Genomic DNA, 16,169 nt, shown 5'->3' with positions numbered 1-16,169 from the left:
GGGTGCTGCCTTTTAGTTGGAGGCGGCCTTGTTGGCTGCCCGCTCTTTGTCGATCAGCTTGTCGGCCAGTTGCAGCGCTTGTTCGGCGCCACCGGCAGAGCCTACGTCGAAGCGATACTTGCCATTGACGATCAGGGTAGGAACGCCAGTGATTTCATACTTCTTGGCCAGGTCAGTGGCCTTGACGATCTGGCCCTTGATGGCGAACGAGTCGAAGGTCGCCAGGAACTTGTCCTTGTCGACGCCCTGGGTAGCCAGGAAGTCCGCCATGTCGTTCTTGTCGGTCAGCTTCTTGTGTTCTTTCTGGATGGCTTCGAACACGGCGGCGTGGACCTTGTGCTCGACGCCCATGGCTTCCAGGGTCAGGAACATCTGGCCGTGGGCATTCCACGGACCGCCGAACATGGCAGGGATACGGACGAAATTAACATCGGAAGGCAACTTCTCGACCCAGGGATTGATCACCGGCTCGAACGCGTAGCAGTGCGGGCAGCCGTACCAGAACAGCTCCACCACTTCGATCTTGCCAGGAACGGCGACCGGAACCGGATTGGCCAGTTCGACGTAAGGGGCGGCGGGTGTTTCGGCGGCCTGGGCATTCATGCCGAACAGGCTGGCAGCGACAAGTGCGGCGCTGATGATCAGATTACGCATGCTTTACTCCTGGACAAATTTTATCGCCTCGCGCGACCTGCATTAAGACAGATCGTGGCGGGCCTGAGTTCTGTAGTGTAACGGCAGCGGCCACAAAAAAGGGCGGCCTAAGCCACCCTTTTTATACTTGCTGCGACGGATTAATCGAGCGTTAACGTTGCAAGAGATGTACGCCTCGAGCCACCCTCGATTCGCCGGTCAGTGCAGGCCTTGAATGTAGCTGGACACTGCGGCGATGTCTTCGTCGCTCAGCTTCTTGGCAATGGTCTGCATTGGCTTGGTGTCGCCGTCGTTGGTCCGGCCGCCTTCTTCCTTGCGGAAGTCGGTCAGTTGTTTGGCGACGTATTGAGCGTGCTGGCCACCCAGGTGCGGGAAGCCTGCAGCGGCGTTGCCTGCGCCATTTGGCGAGTGGCAACCGGTGCACGATGGCAGGCCCTTGGCCAGGTCGCCGCCACGGAACAGTGCTTCACCGCGCGCCACGACTTTGGGGTCGGCGGCGCCGACGCTGCCTTTCTGGCTGGCGAAGTAGGCGGCGATGTCCGCCAGGTCCTGATCGCTCAGGTTGGTCAGCAACCCGGTCATTTCCAGAACGGTGCGCTTGCCCGACTTGATGTCGTGCAATTGCTTGGTCAGGTAGCGTTCACCCTGGCCCGCCAGTTTCGGAAAATTCGGCGCCATGCTGTTGCCATCCGGGCCATGGCAGGCCCCGCATACGGCAGCTTTTGCCTGGCCGGCCTTTGCATCGCCGGGCTGTACTGCCTCACCAGCGGCATTGGCCATGCCGCAGATGCCCACGGTCAACAGCAGACTCACGATCAATTTCTTCATCAGCTAATCCAACTACGGCTAAGGGTTAAAGAGTTATGGACCGGGCTTACTCGCTCATCCACTGGATGATGGCTTGGTAATCCTCGGCACTGCAGTCCATGCACAAACCACGCGGCGGCATCGCCTTGAAACCCTGGGTCACGTGTTGCACCAGCGTCTCCATACCTTTCGCCAACCTCGGCGTCCAAGCTTCCTGATCGCCTCTTCTGGGCGCCATGGGTAGTTGGCCGGAATGACAGGCACCACAAACACGGTTGTACACAGCTTCCGGATCCTGTGTAGCCTGAGCGCTGTAAAGCGGCATCAAGACACCGGCAGCTAGCAGCCATTTCGTCATAAAACGACCTTTTCAGGGTTGAGAGCGTGCTGCGTTCTAGTGCGCAATCAAGGTCTGTCGCTCTCGTGAACTTCATCCTACGCTGGGACAAAGCGCACACAAAATCTGCGGCATTATATACTGGCGTCACTGAAACGGAAGCGACACCGCTTGCCGCGCCCATTCCCGGCGCCGCCCACATCGGAAATCCCATGCAACTCAAGAATCCCATCCTCGGTCTGTGCCAACAGTCCACCTTCATGCTCAGCGCCGCCAAAGTCGACCAATGTCCGGATGACGAAGGTTTCGAAGTCGCCTTCGCCGGGCGTTCCAACGCCGGCAAGTCCAGCGCGCTCAACACCCTGACCCATGCCAGCCTGGCGCGAACCTCGAAAACCCCGGGTCGCACGCAGCTGTTGAATTTCTTCAAGCTAGACGATGAACGTCGTCTGGTCGACCTTCCGGGCTACGGTTATGCAAAAGTACCCATTCCGCTCAAGCAACACTGGCAGCGCCACCTCGAGGCCTATCTGGGTAGTCGGGAAAGTTTGAAGGGTCTGATCCTGATGATGGACATCCGTCATCCAATGACCGACTTTGACCTGCTGATGCTCGACTGGGCCATTGCCAGCGGCATGCCAATGCACATTCTGCTGACCAAGGCGGACAAGCTGACCTATGGCGCGGCCAAGAACACACTGCTCAAGGTTCAGTCGGAAATTCGCAAGGGTTGGGGCGACGCGGTGACGATCCAGCTGTTTTCGGCGCCAAAGCGCATGGGCCTGGAAGAGGCTTACACGGTGCTGGCGGACTGGATGGAGTTGGCGGACAAGGGGTCCGAGGCAGAGGCCCAGTAAGGGGCGGGAACTGTCCGGGGTGTGCCTGGGCACTTTTCTTGGGGCAAAAAAAACCCCGGACTTCTATGGGGAGGGGGAAGTTCCGGGGTTCAAGTTCCAGACCGCTAGGGCGGGGTCCAGATATCTGCCAACACTTAACACAACATAGGAGCATCGAAGGGCTTCACCAGCCATTCAGTAACTCTGAGTAGTGAATCTCCAGATTAGTTCAGAATTTCTTTCAAAGTGTTTGGAATAACCCCGTGCATTTTTCGGACTAAGGGCGTGCAGCCCCGATACCGCGGCACTTTGCCGCGGTAAACGGAATAATTTCTTCGCGGATTGAGCGGTTTTTCACCGACCAACGGCTTAATGCGCCTCATCCCAGTTGTTGCCCACACCCACTTCGACCAACAACGGTACATCCAGTTTCGCCGCGCCGCTCATGTGCACGCGAATCTCCTCGCTGACCTGCTCGACCAAATCTTCACGCACCTCAAGCACCAGTTCATCGTGCACTTGCAGGATGACTTTGGCGTCCAGGCCGGACGACGCCAGCCAGTTGTCCACAGCCACCATGGCTTTCTTGATGATGTCGGCAGCGGTGCCCTGCATCGGCGCGTTGATCGCCGTGCGCTCGGCGGCGGCGCGCTCCTGCGGCTTGTTGGAGTTGATCTCCGGCAGATACAGGCGTCGCCCGAAGAACGTTTCCACGAACCCCTGATCCGCCGCCTGGGCACGGGTGCGGTCCATGTACTCACGCACTCCCGGGTAACGGGCAAAGTAGGTGTCGATGTAAGCCTTGGCCGTCTTGGTATCGACGCCGATGTCCTTGCCGAGCTTCTGCGCACCCATGCCGTAGATCAGGCCGAAGTTGATGGCCTTGGCGCTGCGACGCTGATCAGAGGTCACGTCCGCCAGTTCCACCTTGAATACCTCGGCGGCCGTCGCGGTGTGCACGTCCAGATTGTGACGGAAGGCGTTCATCAACCCTTCGTCCCGGGACAGGTGCGCCATGATCCGCAGTTCGATCTGCGAATAGTCCGCCGCCAGCAATTTGTAGCCGGCCGGGGCCACGAAAGCCTGACGAATGCGCCGCCCTTCGGCGGTGCGCACTGGAATGTTCTGCAGGTTCGGATCGCTGGAAGACAAGCGCCCAGTGGAAGCCACGGCCTGATGGTACGAGGTGTGGATACGCCCGGTGCGCGGGTTGATCTGCTCCGGCAGGCGGTCGGTGTAGGTGCTTTTGAGCTTGCTCATGGAACGGTATTCCATCAGCACCTTGGGTAGCCGGTAGTCTTCCTCAGCCAGTTTGGCCAGCACCTCTTCGGCGGTGGACGGCTGACCCTTGGCGGTCTTTTTCAGCACCGGCAGGCCAAGTTTCTCGTAAAGAATCACGCCGAGCTGCTTGGGCGAACCCAGGTTGAATTCTTCCCCGGCGATCTCGAAGGCTTCACGTTCCAGCGCGACCATCTTGTCGCCCAGTTCGATGCTCTGCACACCGAGCAGCGCGGCGTCGACCAAGGCGCCCTGACGTTCGATGCGTGCCAGCACCGGCACCAGCGGGATCTCGATGTCGGTCAGCACGCTGGCCAGGCTCGGGATGGCGTTGAGCTTGTCGAACAACGCCTGGTGCAGGCGCAGGGTGATATCGGCGTCTTCGGCAGCATAGGGGCCGGCCTGTTCGAGGGCGATCTGATCGAAAGTCAGCTGCTTCACGCCTTTGCCGGCGATGTCCTGGAAACTCACCGTGGTGTGGTCCAGGTACTTCAGGGCCAGGCTGTCCATGTCATGACGGGTGGCCGTGGAGTTGAGCACGTAGGATTCGAGCATGGTATCGAAGGCGACGCCGCGCACGGTGATGCCGTTGGCCTGATCGCCGCCGATGGCGCAGTTGGCCAGGATGTTCATGTCGAACTTGGCATGCTGGCCGACCTTGAGTTTGTTCGGGTCTTCCAGAATCGGCTTGAGCGCGCGCAGCACGGTGTCGCGGTCCAGTTGCTCGGGCACGCCGATGTAGGAATGGGTCAGCGGGATGTAGGCCGCTTCGTTGGCCTGTACTGCAAACGACAGCCCCACCAATTGCGCCTGTTGCGCGTCGATGCCGGTGGTTTCGGTGTCGAAGGCGAACAACTTGGCGTTGTTCAGTTTTTCCAGCCAGACGTCGAAGCGAGCCTGGTCGAGGATGGTTTCGTAGGCGGCTTCAGCCACGGCCACCGGCGCTTGGGCCTCGGGCGTGCTGAACAGATCGGCGGCCGGTGCGGGTTCGGCGGCGCTGCTCAGTTCCTGGCGTTTGGCGTCACGGTCGAGATCGTTCAGCCAGCTCTTGAATTCCAGCAGGGTGTAGAGCTCGTAGAGCTTGGCCGGATCTTCCGGGCCCATTTGCAGGTCATCGAGACCGATATCCAGCGGCACATCGACCTTGATCGTCGCCAATCGATAGGACAGGAATGCCATCTCCTTGTGCTCTTCAAGCTTGGCCGGCAATGTTTTCGCGCCACGGATCGGCAGGGTCGGGACGATGTCGAGTTGCGCGTAGAGCTCGGTCAGGCCGCCGTTCACACCCACCAGCAGGCCGGACGCGGTCTTCGGACCGATGCCGGGCACGCCCGGGATGTTGTCGGAAGAATCGCCCATGAGCGCCAGATAATCGATGATCTGCTCGGGAGCGACGCCGAATTTCTCCTTCACGCCTTCCACGTCCATGCTGCTACCGGTCATGGTATTGACCAAGGTAATGTGGCCGTCGACCAGTTGCGCCATGTCCTTGTCGCCGGTGGAGATGACCACCGGACGATCGGCGGCGGCACTGCTGCGGGCCAGGGTGCCGATCACGTCGTCGGCTTCGACACCCTCGACGCACAGCAGCGGGAAGCCCAGGGCGATCACGCTCTGGTGCAGCGGTTCGATCTGCACACGCATGTCATCGGGCATGCTCGGACGGTTGGCCTTGTATTCTGCGTACATCTCATCGCGAAAGGTCCCGCCCTTGGCGTCGAACACCACGGCGAACGGACTGTCCGGGTACTGCTTGCGCAGACTCCTGAGCATGTTCAGCACGCCCTTGACCGCACCGGTCGGCAGGCCTTTGGACGTGGTCAGCGGCGGCAGCGCGTGAAAGGCGCGGTACAGGTAAGAAGAACCGTCCACCAGGACGAGGGGGGCTTGGCTCATGAGCAGGATCAACCTTTTCGGCGGGTCCGGCGCTAGAATAGCGGGACCGTTGACGACAAAGGGACAAGGTTATCATGCGCACACTAAATCGCCTGTTGCTGGCTGGGTTGTTTGCTATTACACCGCTGGCCGTGATGGCAGCGGACGATGCGCCTACACCGGAGCCTGAGGTCACGATCCGCACCGAAGGAGACAAAGTCATTCAGGAGTACCGCCAGAACGGGTTCCTGTATGCGATCAAGGTCACGCCGAAGGGCGCACCGCCGTATTTTCTGGTGCGCGCGGATGGAACGGATGCAAACTTCATCCGCTCGGATCAGCCCGATATGCTGATTCCGTCGTGGAAAATCTTCGAGTGGAAATAGTTTCCTAATTTCAATTGGCGCTGGCTCGCGAGCGGCGCCCGTACTGGCAGTTTAAACATGTCTGTGTTCACCCCCCTGGCTCGGCCCGAGCTGGAAGCTTTTCTCGCCCCTTATGGCCTCGGCCGCCTGCTTGATTTCCAGGGGATTGCCGCCGGTAGCGAAAACACCAATTTCTTTATCAGCCTGGAGCAGGGCGAATTTGTCCTGACCCTGGTCGAGCGCGGCCCGGTCCAGGAGATGCCGTTCTTCATCGAATTGCTCGACGTGCTGCACGAGGCCGACTTGCCGGTGCCGTACGCCTTGCGCACGACCGATGGCGTGGCATTGCGTGAACTGGCTGGCAAACCCGCGCTACTGCAGCCGCGCCTGGCCGGCAAGCACATCAAACAGGCCAACGCCCAGCACTGCGCGCAGGTAGGTGAATTGCTGGCTCATCTGCACCTGGCAACCCAGGCCAACATGATCAAGCGCAAGACCGACCGTGGCCTGGACTGGATGCTGGAGGAGGGCACGCAGTTGCTGTCGCACCTCGACGCCCGGCAGAAAGAATTGCTGCAAAAGGCGCTGGATGAAATCGGTGTGCAGAAAGAAAGAATCCTCGCCTTGCCCCGCGCGAACATCCACGCCGACCTGTTCCGCGATAACGCGATGTTCGAAGGCACGCACCTGACCGGGTTGATCGATTTCTACAACGCCTGCTCGGGACCGATGCTGTACGACGTGGCGATTGCCTTGAACGACTGGTGCTCGGACGATGAGGGCTTGATCGACGGGCCACGGGCGCGGGCGTTGCTGGGGGCTTATGCCGGGTTGCGTCCGTTCACTGCCGCCGAGGCGGAGTTGTGGCCGACCATGCTGCGGGTGGCGTGCGTACGCTTCTGGTTGTCGCGGTTGATTGCGGCGGAGTCATTCGCCGGGCAGGACGTATTGATTCACGACCCGATGGAGTTTCAGTTGCGCCTGGCGCAGCGGCAGACCGTCAGCACACCGTTGCCGTTTGCCCTTTAAATTGTGGCGAGAGAGCTTGCTCCCGTTGGACTGCGCAGCAGGCCCATGACACGGAGGTCAGCTTCGCTGCCCGGCGGGAGCAAGCTCCCTCGCCACAGGTAAGTGCCTGTTACAACGACTCCAGACACCCTGCCAAATCATTCCCCAATTTCTCCAGCACCTGCTCATACCCCTGAGCAGTCGCGGGCGTGTAACCGCCCAGCGCATCCAGTTCCGCCAGTTTCACCGGTAGGCCGGCCACCAGGGTTTCCGCCAGGCGCGGCCGCAACGGCGGCTCGCTGAACACGCACGTCTTGCCCACTTCCTGCAACCGCGCGCGCATTGCTGCGACATGCTGGGCGCCGGGCTGCACTTCCGCCGCAACGCTGAACACGCCCGTGTGCTTGAGGCCATAGGCGTCTTCGAAGTAGTCGAAGGCTTCGTGGAACACGAAATACGGCTTGCCTGCGATCCCCGCCAGACGCGCCTTCAATCGCAGGTCCAGTGCATCCAGACGCTCATCGAACGCTTTGAGGTTGCTCTGATACCGCGTGGCGTTGGCCGGGTCGGCGGCGCTCAGGTCCTCGGCCATTTTCGCCGCGATCACTCGGGCATTCACCGGGGACAGCCACAAATGGGCGTCCAGGCTGCCCGGACGATGATCGTGATCATGTTCGTCGGCTTCTTCGGCGTGCGACTGGTTGTCTTCGGCGAAATGGCGAAGTTTCAGACCGGGCAAGTCCTGCACGGCGATGCTCGGCAGCGTGCGGCCGTTCAGCACACGGGGCAGGAAACCTTCCATGTTCGGCCCGATCCAGTACAGCAAGTCCACCGACTGCACCTTCCGTACGTCGGAAGGGCGCAACGCGTAGTTATGCGGCGAAGCGCCGGGCGGCAGCAACACCTCCGGGATCGCCACGCCGTCCTGCACTGCAGCGGCAATCAACTGCAGTGGCTTGATACTGGTAAGGACGGTGACCTCGGCTTGCGCCGGGCCGATCAGCAAAAAACTGGCGAGAAATGCGACAAAGATAGAAAAAATTCGGGACACGATGACCACTCGAGGAGGCGAGAACGGGTAACATAATAACGTCTCTCACCAAATGCGTCGCCGCTCATGACTAAAACACCGCTTGCCAGCCGTCCCCACGATCACTCTCACTGCGTGCACAGCGCTCTGTCCGAGGCTGATGCCCTGTGCGAACGTCAGGGCCTGCGCTTGACCGCTTTGCGTCGGCGGGTGCTGGAATTGGTCTGGCAAAGCCATAAGCCGTTGGGCGCCTATGACATTCTCGCGGTGCTCAGCGAGCAGGATGGTCGTCGCGCCGCGCCGCCAACGGTGTATCGCGCCCTGGATTTCCTGCTGGAAAACAATTTGGTGCACCGTATTTCTTCTCTGAACGCTTTTATCGGCTGCAATCACCCCGAGCACGCGCACCAGGGTCAGTTCCTGATCTGCCGCGATTGCCACGCCGCCATTGAACTTGAACAAAAATCCATCAGCGACGCGATCGTCGCCAGCGCCAGTGAGGTCGGTTTTGTGGTCGAAGGCCAGACCGTCGAAGTGGTGGGGCTGTGCTCGGGTTGCCAGGGGGCTTGATGAGCAACGCGCTGATTCGCCTCGAGCAGGTTGCCGTCACTTTTGCCGGGCAGCGTGTGCTGGATAACATCGAACTGAGCGTCGAGCCGGGGCAGATCGTCACCCTGATCGGGCCGAACGGCGCCGGCAAGACCACCCTGGTGCGCGCCGTACTGGGCCTGTTGAAGCCCGACAGCGGCACGGTCTGGCGCAAGCCGAAACTGCGGGTTGGCTATATGCCGCAGAAGTTGCATGTGGACCCGACCTTGCCGCTTTCGGTGCTGCGTTTCCTGCGGTTGGTGCCGGGTGTGGACCGTGCGATGGCCCTGTCGGCACTCAAGGAGGTCGGCGCCGAACAGGTGATCGACAGCCCGGTGCAAAGTGTTTCCGGCGGCGAGATGCAACGGGTGCTGCTGGCCCGTGCGCTGCTGCGCGAACCGCAATTGCTGGTGCTCGACGAGCCGGTGCAAGGTGTCGATGTGGCCGGCCAGGCCGAGCTCTACAGCCTGATCACCCGCCTGCGTGATCGCCACGGCTGCGGCGTGTTGATGGTCTCTCACGACTTGCACCTGGTGATGAGCACCACCGATCAGGTGGTGTGCCTCAACCGCCACGTCTGCTGCTCCGGCCACCCCGAGCAGGTCAGCGGCGATCCGGCCTTCGTCGAGCTGTTCGGCAAAAATGCCCAGAGCCTGGCGATTTATCACCACCACCACGACCACGCCCACGATTTGCACGGCTCGGTGGTCAAGGCGCCCGGGTCGGGCCATACCCATGTTCACGGAGATAACTGCAAGCATGGCTGATTTTCTGCTCTACGCCCTGCTTGCAGGTTTGGCCCTGGCGGTCGTCGCCGGTCCGTTGGGTTCATTCGTGGTCTGGCGGCGCATGGCCTACTTCGGCGACACCTTGTCCCACGCAGCATTGCTGGGCGTGGCCCTGGGCTTCCTGCTGGATGTCAGCCCCACCGTCGCGGTTACCGTAGGCTGTCTGCTGCTGGCGGTGTTGCTGGTGACCTTGCAGCAGCGTCAGCCGCTGGCGTCCGACACACTGTTGGGAATTCTTGCCCCCAGCACCCTCTCTCTCGGTCTTGTCGTACTAAGCTTCATGCACGAAGTACGGATCGACCTGATGGCCTATCTGTTCGGCGACCTGCTGGCGATCAGTCCGACGGATCTGGCCTGGATTCTCGGCGGCAGCGCGGCGGTGCTGGTCTTGCTGGTGACGCTGTGGCGGCCATTGCTGGCGATCACCGTGCATGAAGAGCTGGCCAGGGTCGAAGGCCTGCCCGTGGCGGGATTGCGCATGGCGCTGATGTTGCTGATCGCCGTGGTGATTGCCGTGGCGATGAAAATCGTCGGTGTCCTGCTGATTACTTCGTTGCTGATCATCCCGGCGGCTGCGGCACAACGTCACGCCCGCTCGCCGGAACAGATGGCACTGGGCGCAAGCCTGCTGGGCATACTCGCCGTGTGTGGCGGGCTGGCGCTGTCCTGGTTCAAGGACACCCCGGCCGGCCCGTCGATTGTCGTGACGGCCGCCGCGTTGTTTCTGCTGAGTTTTGTTCTGCCCCGTCGAGGGGTGTAGACTTGCTCGTTTTTTGCGCAAATAGAGAGTCGCAGGAATGAAGTCGTTCACCTCCCGTTATCTGCTGATTGCCGCATTTTTGCTGCTGGGCGCCTGTCAGAGCACGCCGCCGGCAGCCGAGGCCCCGGATGCGCGGGCAACGGCCATTGCACAGCTTGAGCAAAGCCTGGCCAGCAGCGAACTGGCCACGGCCGAAGATCAATTGGCCGCGTTGCAGGCGCAGTCGCCCAACGATCAATCCTTGGAGCAGTATCAACGCCAGTTGGCTGAGGCCTACCTGATGCGCAGCCAGATCGTGCTGCAAAAAGGCGACGTCAACGCTGCTGCCACTGCCCTGGCCCGTGCTCGCGCATTGATGCCCAAGGCGCCGGCGCTGACCGGTGGCGTCAACGGTGCCATTGCTCAAGCGCGCAAGGCCGAACTGGAAAAAGCCGAAGCCGCGCTCAAGGCCGCTGAAGCCAAGCCCAAGGCCAAGGTCATCGACCCGACGGCCGAGAGCACCACTGTGGCGTTGAATATCACCGACATGGCGAAATTGCGCCGCCAACTGGATGCGATTGCTGCCGATGTGGTGAATTATCAGTGCGACGTGAGCATCCAGGCACCGCGTACCGATGATTACCCTTGGCTGGCCAATCTGTTGACCAAGCGAGTGAACAAGCTTGATCCGCAGTTTGATCTGAAGCTGGAGCGGCAGATTATTCGCAGTGTGCCGGCGCAGATGGTCTTGAGCCCGCGCAAACCTTAAAAGCTTCGCGAGCAAGCCCGCTCCCACATTGGTTCTGCGTTGATCGCAGATCCATGTGGGAGCGGGCTTGCTCGCGAAGGCGTCATTTCAGGCAGCGCAGAACTTCAGGCCGGAATCGCTTTGGCCTTCGGCTCCCGATCCCAAACCCGATGTTCGCCGATCGCGGCAAAAAACGCCTTGAACGACTTGGCATCAGCCGCCACGATCAACCCCGCATCCGCCTCCAGCTTCAACACGTCCAGCAACTGCTTCGCCTCGCCATGCAACGCGATCGCCTTGAGGTGCTTGTAGGCCTCCAGCACGTAATGCAACGCCACGCCGTCACCGCTCAAGGCCTTGACCGACGCCGCGCCACCGGGCACGAACACCGCATCGAACGCCACGGATGGCATGCCTTCCATCGACGCATCCACCGGCAGTGCCTTGCCGTCGGCAGTGGTCACCGGCGCCGAGGTCGGGCCAAGCAGTTTGGCGTGGGCGCCTTCTGCCTCCAGCGCTTTCTTCATTGCATCGATGGCTGCACCGTCCACACCGTTGGCCGCCAGAATCGCTACCTTGCGGGTCTTGATGTCACCCGGCAGCAAATTGGCTTGGCTAAGCGCCGGCGAGCGATCCAGTGACGTCTTCGGCACCTCGACAGTCCCGGCTTTCGGCGCCGGCAAACCGAGGTTCGCCGCCACTCGCTTGGCCAGTTCCAGATCGATATTGGCCAGGATCTCGTTCACTTGCCGCGCGCGGATGAACTCACGTTCAACCTTGCCCAACTCAAAGCTGTAGGCCGCAATGATGTGTTCCTGTTCGTGCTTGCTCATGCTGTGGAAAAACAGCCGTGCCTGGGAAAAGTGGTCGCCGAACGACTCGCTGCGCTGGCGGATCTTGTTGGCGTCGATGCGCTCCGCGTAAGTCTCGAAGCCGCCGTCCTGGGCTGCGGGCGGGGTTTCTTTTGGCCAGCCACCGTCGATGGAGTTCGGCTCATAGGCCGCGCGACCCTTGTCGATGGTGGTGCGGTGCAGCGCATCGCGTTGACCATTGTGCAAGGGGGTAATCGTACGGTTGATGGGGATCTCATGAAAATTCGGCCCGCCGAGTCGGCTGATCTGCGTATCGGTGTAGGAAAACAGCCGACCTTGCAGCAACGGATCGTTGGAAAAATCGATCCCCGGCACCACGTGACCCGGGCAGAACGCGACCTGTTCGGTTTCGGCAAAGAAGTTGTCCGGGTTGCGGTTGAGGGTCATTTTGCCCAGCGGGGTGATCGGCACCAGTTCTTCCGGAATGAGCTTGGTGGGATCGAGGATGTCGAACTCGAAGGCGTGTTCGTTTTCTTCCTCTATCACCTGAACGCCCAGTTCCCATTCCGGGTAGTCGCCCATCTCGATGGCTTCCCAGAGGTCGCGACGGTGATAATCGGTGTCCTTGCCCGCCAGCTTCTGCGCTTCATCCCACACCAGCGAGCAGGTGCCGGCGGTGGGGCGCCAGTGGAATTTGACGAACCGCGACTTGCCCTCGGCATTGATCAGGCGAAAGGTATGCACGCCAAAGCCTTGCATGCTGCGCAGGCTCTTGGGGATCGCCCGATCGGACATGGCCCAGATCACCATGTGCGCCGATTCCGGTTGCAGCGAAACGAAGTCCCAGAACGTGTCGTGGGCCGAGCCGCCGGTAGGGATTTCGTTGTGGGGCTCGGGTTTAACCGCATGCACGAAATCAGGAAACTTGATGGCGTCCTGAATGAAAAACACCGGCATGTTGTTGCCGACCAGGTCGTAGATGCCCTCGTCGGTGAAGAACTTGACGGCGAAACCTCGTACGTCACGCACGGTGTCGCCCGACCCGCGGGGGCCCTGCACCGTGGAAAAGCGTACGAACACCGGGGTCTTTTTGCCGGGATCCTGCAGGAAGCCGGCCTTGGTCAGCACGCTATGGTTCTCGTAGCTCTGGAAGAAGCCATGGGCACCGGTGCCGCGGGCATGCACGATGCGCTCGGGGATGCGTTCATGGTCAAAATGCGTGATTTTTTCACGCATGATGAAGTCTTCCAGCAGCGAAGGGCCACGTGCACCGACCTTCAGGGTGTTCTGATTGTCCGCCACCTTCACGCCCTGATTGGTGCGCAGGGCCTGACCCGTGGCGTCGGAACGAAATTTTTCCAGGCTATCGAGCTTGGCGTTGGTGTTGCTGCGGTCCAGGGTATCGGTCCCGGCCAGGTCACTCTTTGGCGTGGCAGGCTTTTTAGTACTCATCAGGCATAACTCCTCGGCTGTTTTCGCGTTGCCTAAGTAGTGACTGATGACGTTTTTGGCCGTTCCTTTTATCTGACCTTTGATCGCGTTATTGCCAAATGACTGGATGAAAGCGAAATAAATGCTAAGAACCTCTATACGGACAGGCTAAAATGCGCGCCCGGCTAACCGCTGACCCTTTTCCAACGCGCCCCACAAGGTTCGCTACGTGATCGAGTTTCAAAACGTCCATAAAACCTACCGCGTCGCCGGTAAGGATATTCCCGCCCTGCACCCGACCAGCCTGACGATTGAGAACGGTCAGGTGTTCGGCCTGATCGGCCATTCCGGTGCGGGAAAAAGTACCCTGCTGCGTCTGATCAATCGCCTGGAAAACGCCAGTGGCGGCAAGATCATCGTCGATGGCGAAGAAGTCACCGCGCTCGACGCCAACGGTCTGCGCCGTTTCCGCCAACAGGTCGGGATGATTTTCCAGCACTTCAACCTGCTGGCGTCCAAGACCGTGGCCGACAACGTCGCGCTGCCGCTGACCCTGGCCGGTGAACTGTCCCGCAGTGAAATCGACCAGCGTGTCGCCCAATTGCTGGCCCGGGTCGGTTTGTCCGATCACGCCAACAAGTACCCGGCGCAGTTGTCCGGTGGGCAGAAGCAGCGCGTGGGCATCGCCCGCGCCCTGGCCACCAAGCCGAAAATCCTGCTGTGCGACGAAGCCACCAGTGCCCTGGACCCGCAAACCACCGCGTCGGTCCTGCAACTGCTGGCCGAGATCAATCGCGAGCTGAAGCTGACCATCGTGCTGATCACCCATGAAATGGACGTGATTCGCCGGGTCTGCGATCAGGTCGGCGTGATGGACGCTGGCGTGATCGTCGAACAGGGCACGGTGGCCGAGGTGTTCCTGCACCCGAAACACCCGACCACCAAACGCTTCGTGCAAGAAGACGAGCAGATCGATGAAGGCGAACAGCGTGACGACTTCGCCCATGTGCCGGGTCGCATCGTACGTCTGACCTTCCAGGGCGAAGCGACCTACGCGCCGCTGCTGGGCACTGTCGCCCGGGAAACCGGTGTGGACTACAGCATCCTTGCCGGTCGCATCGATCGCATCAAGGATATCCCCTACGGCCAACTGACCCTGGCCGTGACCGGCGGTGACATGGACGCAGCGTTCGCCCGCTTCACTGCGGCCGACGTCCACATGGAGGTGCTGCGCTGATGGAAGCCCTGACAAGTTTCTTCTCCAACATCGACTGGTACGAGATCTGGCTGGCCACCGGCGACACGATGATGATGCTCGGCGGTTCGCTGCTGTTCACCGTGCTGCTGGGTTTGCCGCTGGGCGTGCTGCTATTCCTGTGCAGCCCGCGTCAGTTGCTGGAGGCCAAAGGCATCTACGCGTTGTTGTCGTTGATGGTGAACATCCTGCGTTCGCTGCCGTTCATCATTCTGCTGATCGTGATGATCCCGTTCACCGTGTTGATCACCGGCACCTCGCTGGGTGTCGCCGGTGCGATCCCGCCACTGGTGGTGGGCGCCACGCCGTTCTTCGCGCGGCTGGTGGAAACCGCGCTGCGTGAAGTGGATCGCGGCATCATTGAAGCGACCCAGGCCATGGGCGCCACCACGCGGCAGATCATCACCAATGCCTTGCTGCCCGAAGCCCGTCCGGGCATTTTCGCGGCGATTACCGTGACAGCCATTACACTGGTGTCTTACACGGCGATGGCCGGTGTGGTCGGCGCCGGTGGCCTGGGCGACCTGGCGATCCGTTTCGGTTACCAGCGTTTCCAGACCGATGTGATGGTGGTCACCGTGATCCTGCTGCTGGTGCTGGTACAGGTTCTGCAAACCGTCGGCGACAAGCTGGTTGTGCATTTTTCCCGTAAGTAATAATTGAGCCGGCCATTCGCTGGCAGGCGCCAGAACGGGCGCCTCACATGGAGTTAGCTGAATGAAAAAACTATTCGTCGCGTTCGCTGCCGTTGCAGCCTTTTCCGCCCACGCCGACACCCTGACCGTCGCCGCCACCCCGGTCCCGCACGCCGAAATCCTCGAATTCGTGAAGCCGGCCCTGGCCAAAGAAGGCGTGGACCTGAAGGTCAAAGTCTTCACCGACTACATCCAGCCGAACGTGCAGGTGGCCGAGAAGCGTCTGGACGCCAACTTCTTCCAGCACCAGCCGTACCTCGATGAGTTCAACAAGGCCAAGGGCACCGATCTGGTCGCCGTTACCGGCGTGCACTTGGAACCCCTGGGCGCTTACTCCAGCAAGTACAAGAAGCTGGAAGACCTGCCAGGCGGCGCCACTGTCGTGATCCCGAATGACGCCACCAACGGCGGCCGTGCCCTGTTGCTGCTGGCCAAGTCCGGCCTGATCACCTTGAAGGACCCGACCAACATCCTGTCGACCGTCAAGGACATCACCGCAAACAGCAAAGACCTGAAATTCCGTGAACTTGAAGCGGCGACCATCCCTCGCGTGCTGACCCAGGTCGACCTGGCGCTGATCAACACCAACTACGCGCTCGAAGCCAAGCTCGACCCGTCCAAGGACGCCCTGGTCATCGAAGGCAGCGACTCGCCGTACGTGAACATCCTCGTCGCCCGCCCGGACAACAAGGACAGCGAGGACATGAAGAAATTGATCGCCGCGCTGCACAGCCCGCAAGTGAAGGCCTTCATCGTCGAGAAGTACAAAGGCGCGGTAGTGCCGGCGTTCTGATCCACTGCTGTAACGAAAAGGGGCGCATCCGAATGCGCCCCTTTTTTTGCCTGAAATCCGAGCCCATGTGGGAGCGGGCTTGCTCGCGAAGGCGGTGTGTCAGTCTGCGTAATTATTGACTGACACACCG

General features: G+C 60.8%; 16 protein-coding genes. 10 read left to right on the top strand and 6 right to left on the bottom strand.

Going from position 1 to position 16,169, the window contains the following annotated elements; translation table 11 throughout:
- Window positions 1-12 precede the first annotated feature (12 nt).
- From B0W55_RS00080 to B0W55_RS00070, 3 genes are all read right to left on the bottom strand, one after another.
- Window positions 13-654, bottom strand: coding sequence for a thiol:disulfide interchange protein DsbA/DsbL (locus tag B0W55_RS00080; protein ID WP_077044036.1), 642 nt, complete (start codon window positions 652-654; stop codon window positions 13-15).
- A 198-nt stretch (window positions 655-852) separates the two neighbouring features.
- Window positions 853-1,482 carry a cytochrome c gene (locus B0W55_RS00075; protein ID WP_077044035.1) on the bottom strand — a complete coding sequence of 210 codons (630 nt, stop codon included), beginning with the start codon at window positions 1,480-1,482 and terminating at the stop codon, window positions 853-855.
- A 46-nt stretch (window positions 1,483-1,528) separates the two neighbouring features.
- Window positions 1,529-1,819 (bottom strand): cytochrome c5 family protein, encoded by a 291-nt coding sequence (locus B0W55_RS00070; RefSeq protein WP_077044034.1) that lies wholly within the window; start codon window positions 1,817-1,819, stop codon window positions 1,529-1,531.
- A 191-nt stretch (window positions 1,820-2,010) separates the two neighbouring features.
- On the opposite strand from B0W55_RS00070, the gene yihA reads away from it, so the two are divergent.
- On the top strand, window positions 2,011-2,655 hold the full coding sequence (gene yihA, locus B0W55_RS00065; protein WP_077044033.1) for a ribosome biogenesis GTP-binding protein YihA/YsxC: 645 nt from the start codon (window positions 2,011-2,013) through the stop codon (window positions 2,653-2,655).
- 348 nt (window positions 2,656-3,003) lie between these two features.
- Here the strand turns inward: yihA and polA are convergent, their stop codons facing one another.
- On the bottom strand, window positions 3,004-5,808 hold the full coding sequence (gene polA, locus B0W55_RS00060; RefSeq protein WP_077044032.1) for a DNA polymerase I: 2,805 nt from the start codon (window positions 5,806-5,808) through the stop codon (window positions 3,004-3,006).
- A gap of 74 nt (window positions 5,809-5,882) precedes the next feature.
- Between polA and B0W55_RS00055 the strand changes: the two genes are divergently transcribed.
- Both B0W55_RS00055 and B0W55_RS00050 read left to right on the top strand, forming a co-directional pair.
- The gene (locus B0W55_RS00055) at window positions 5,883-6,173 is read left to right on the top strand and encodes a DUF2782 domain-containing protein (protein ID WP_046818667.1); all 291 of its coding nucleotides are present in this window, start codon (window positions 5,883-5,885) and stop codon (window positions 6,171-6,173) included.
- Window positions 6,174-6,230: 57 nt separating this feature from the next.
- Window positions 6,231-7,181 carry a homoserine kinase gene (locus tag B0W55_RS00050; protein ID WP_077044031.1) on the top strand — a complete coding sequence of 317 codons (951 nt, stop codon included), beginning with the start codon at window positions 6,231-6,233 and terminating at the stop codon, window positions 7,179-7,181.
- A gap of 109 nt (window positions 7,182-7,290) precedes the next feature.
- Here the strand turns inward: B0W55_RS00050 and B0W55_RS00045 are convergent, their stop codons facing one another.
- Window positions 7,291-8,211, bottom strand: coding sequence for a zinc ABC transporter substrate-binding protein (locus B0W55_RS00045; RefSeq protein ID WP_077044030.1), 921 nt, complete (start codon window positions 8,209-8,211; stop codon window positions 7,291-7,293).
- Window positions 8,212-8,277: 66 nt separating this feature from the next.
- On the opposite strand from B0W55_RS00045, the gene zur reads away from it, so the two are divergent.
- The 4 genes from zur to B0W55_RS00025 are packed head-to-tail and all read left to right on the top strand — an operon-like array spanning window position 8,278 to window position 11,074.
- Complete coding sequence (gene zur / locus B0W55_RS00040; RefSeq protein ID WP_077044029.1) at window positions 8,278-8,760, top strand: zinc uptake transcriptional repressor Zur; 483 nt, start codon at window positions 8,278-8,280, stop codon at window positions 8,758-8,760.
- Window positions 8,760-9,545 (top strand): zinc ABC transporter ATP-binding protein ZnuC, encoded by a 786-nt coding sequence (gene znuC / locus B0W55_RS00035; RefSeq protein ID WP_077044028.1) that lies wholly within the window; start codon window positions 8,760-8,762, stop codon window positions 9,543-9,545. Before zur ends, znuC begins: the two co-directional genes overlap by 1 nt.
- Complete coding sequence (znuB, locus tag B0W55_RS00030) at window positions 9,538-10,326, top strand: zinc ABC transporter permease subunit ZnuB (protein ID WP_077044027.1); 789 nt, start codon at window positions 9,538-9,540, stop codon at window positions 10,324-10,326. The genes znuC and znuB overlap by 8 nt, the downstream gene beginning before the upstream one ends.
- A gap of 37 nt (window positions 10,327-10,363) precedes the next feature.
- Window positions 10,364-11,074, top strand: a complete 711-nt coding sequence (locus tag B0W55_RS00025) for a PA5502 family lipoprotein (protein ID WP_077044026.1) — start codon at window positions 10,364-10,366, stop codon at window positions 11,072-11,074.
- Window positions 11,075-11,178: 104 nt separating this feature from the next.
- Here the strand turns inward: B0W55_RS00025 and katE are convergent, their stop codons facing one another.
- Window positions 11,179-13,317, bottom strand: coding sequence for a catalase HPII (gene katE, locus B0W55_RS00020; RefSeq protein ID WP_077044025.1), 2,139 nt, complete (start codon window positions 13,315-13,317; stop codon window positions 11,179-11,181).
- A 208-nt stretch (window positions 13,318-13,525) separates the two neighbouring features.
- Between katE and B0W55_RS00015 the strand changes: the two genes are divergently transcribed.
- From B0W55_RS00015 to B0W55_RS00005, 3 genes are all read left to right on the top strand, one after another.
- Complete coding sequence (locus tag B0W55_RS00015; RefSeq protein WP_077044024.1) at window positions 13,526-14,533, top strand: methionine ABC transporter ATP-binding protein; 1,008 nt, start codon at window positions 13,526-13,528, stop codon at window positions 14,531-14,533.
- On the top strand, window positions 14,533-15,207 hold the full coding sequence (locus tag B0W55_RS00010; protein WP_077044023.1) for a methionine ABC transporter permease: 675 nt from the start codon (window positions 14,533-14,535) through the stop codon (window positions 15,205-15,207). The genes B0W55_RS00015 and B0W55_RS00010 overlap by 1 nt, the downstream gene beginning before the upstream one ends.
- A 61-nt stretch (window positions 15,208-15,268) precedes the next feature.
- Entirely contained in the window at window positions 15,269-16,039 is a 771-nt protein-coding gene (locus tag B0W55_RS00005; RefSeq protein WP_077044022.1) for a MetQ/NlpA family ABC transporter substrate-binding protein, read from the top strand.
- Window positions 16,040-16,169: the final 130 nt, after the last annotated feature.

The organism is Pseudomonas sp. KK4 (assembly GCF_001984065.1).
Taxonomy (GTDB): domain Bacteria; phylum Pseudomonadota; class Gammaproteobacteria; order Pseudomonadales; family Pseudomonadaceae; genus Aquipseudomonas.
Note: the sequence above shows the minus strand (reverse complement) of the source record. Positions and strands in the feature narration are given on the sequence as shown.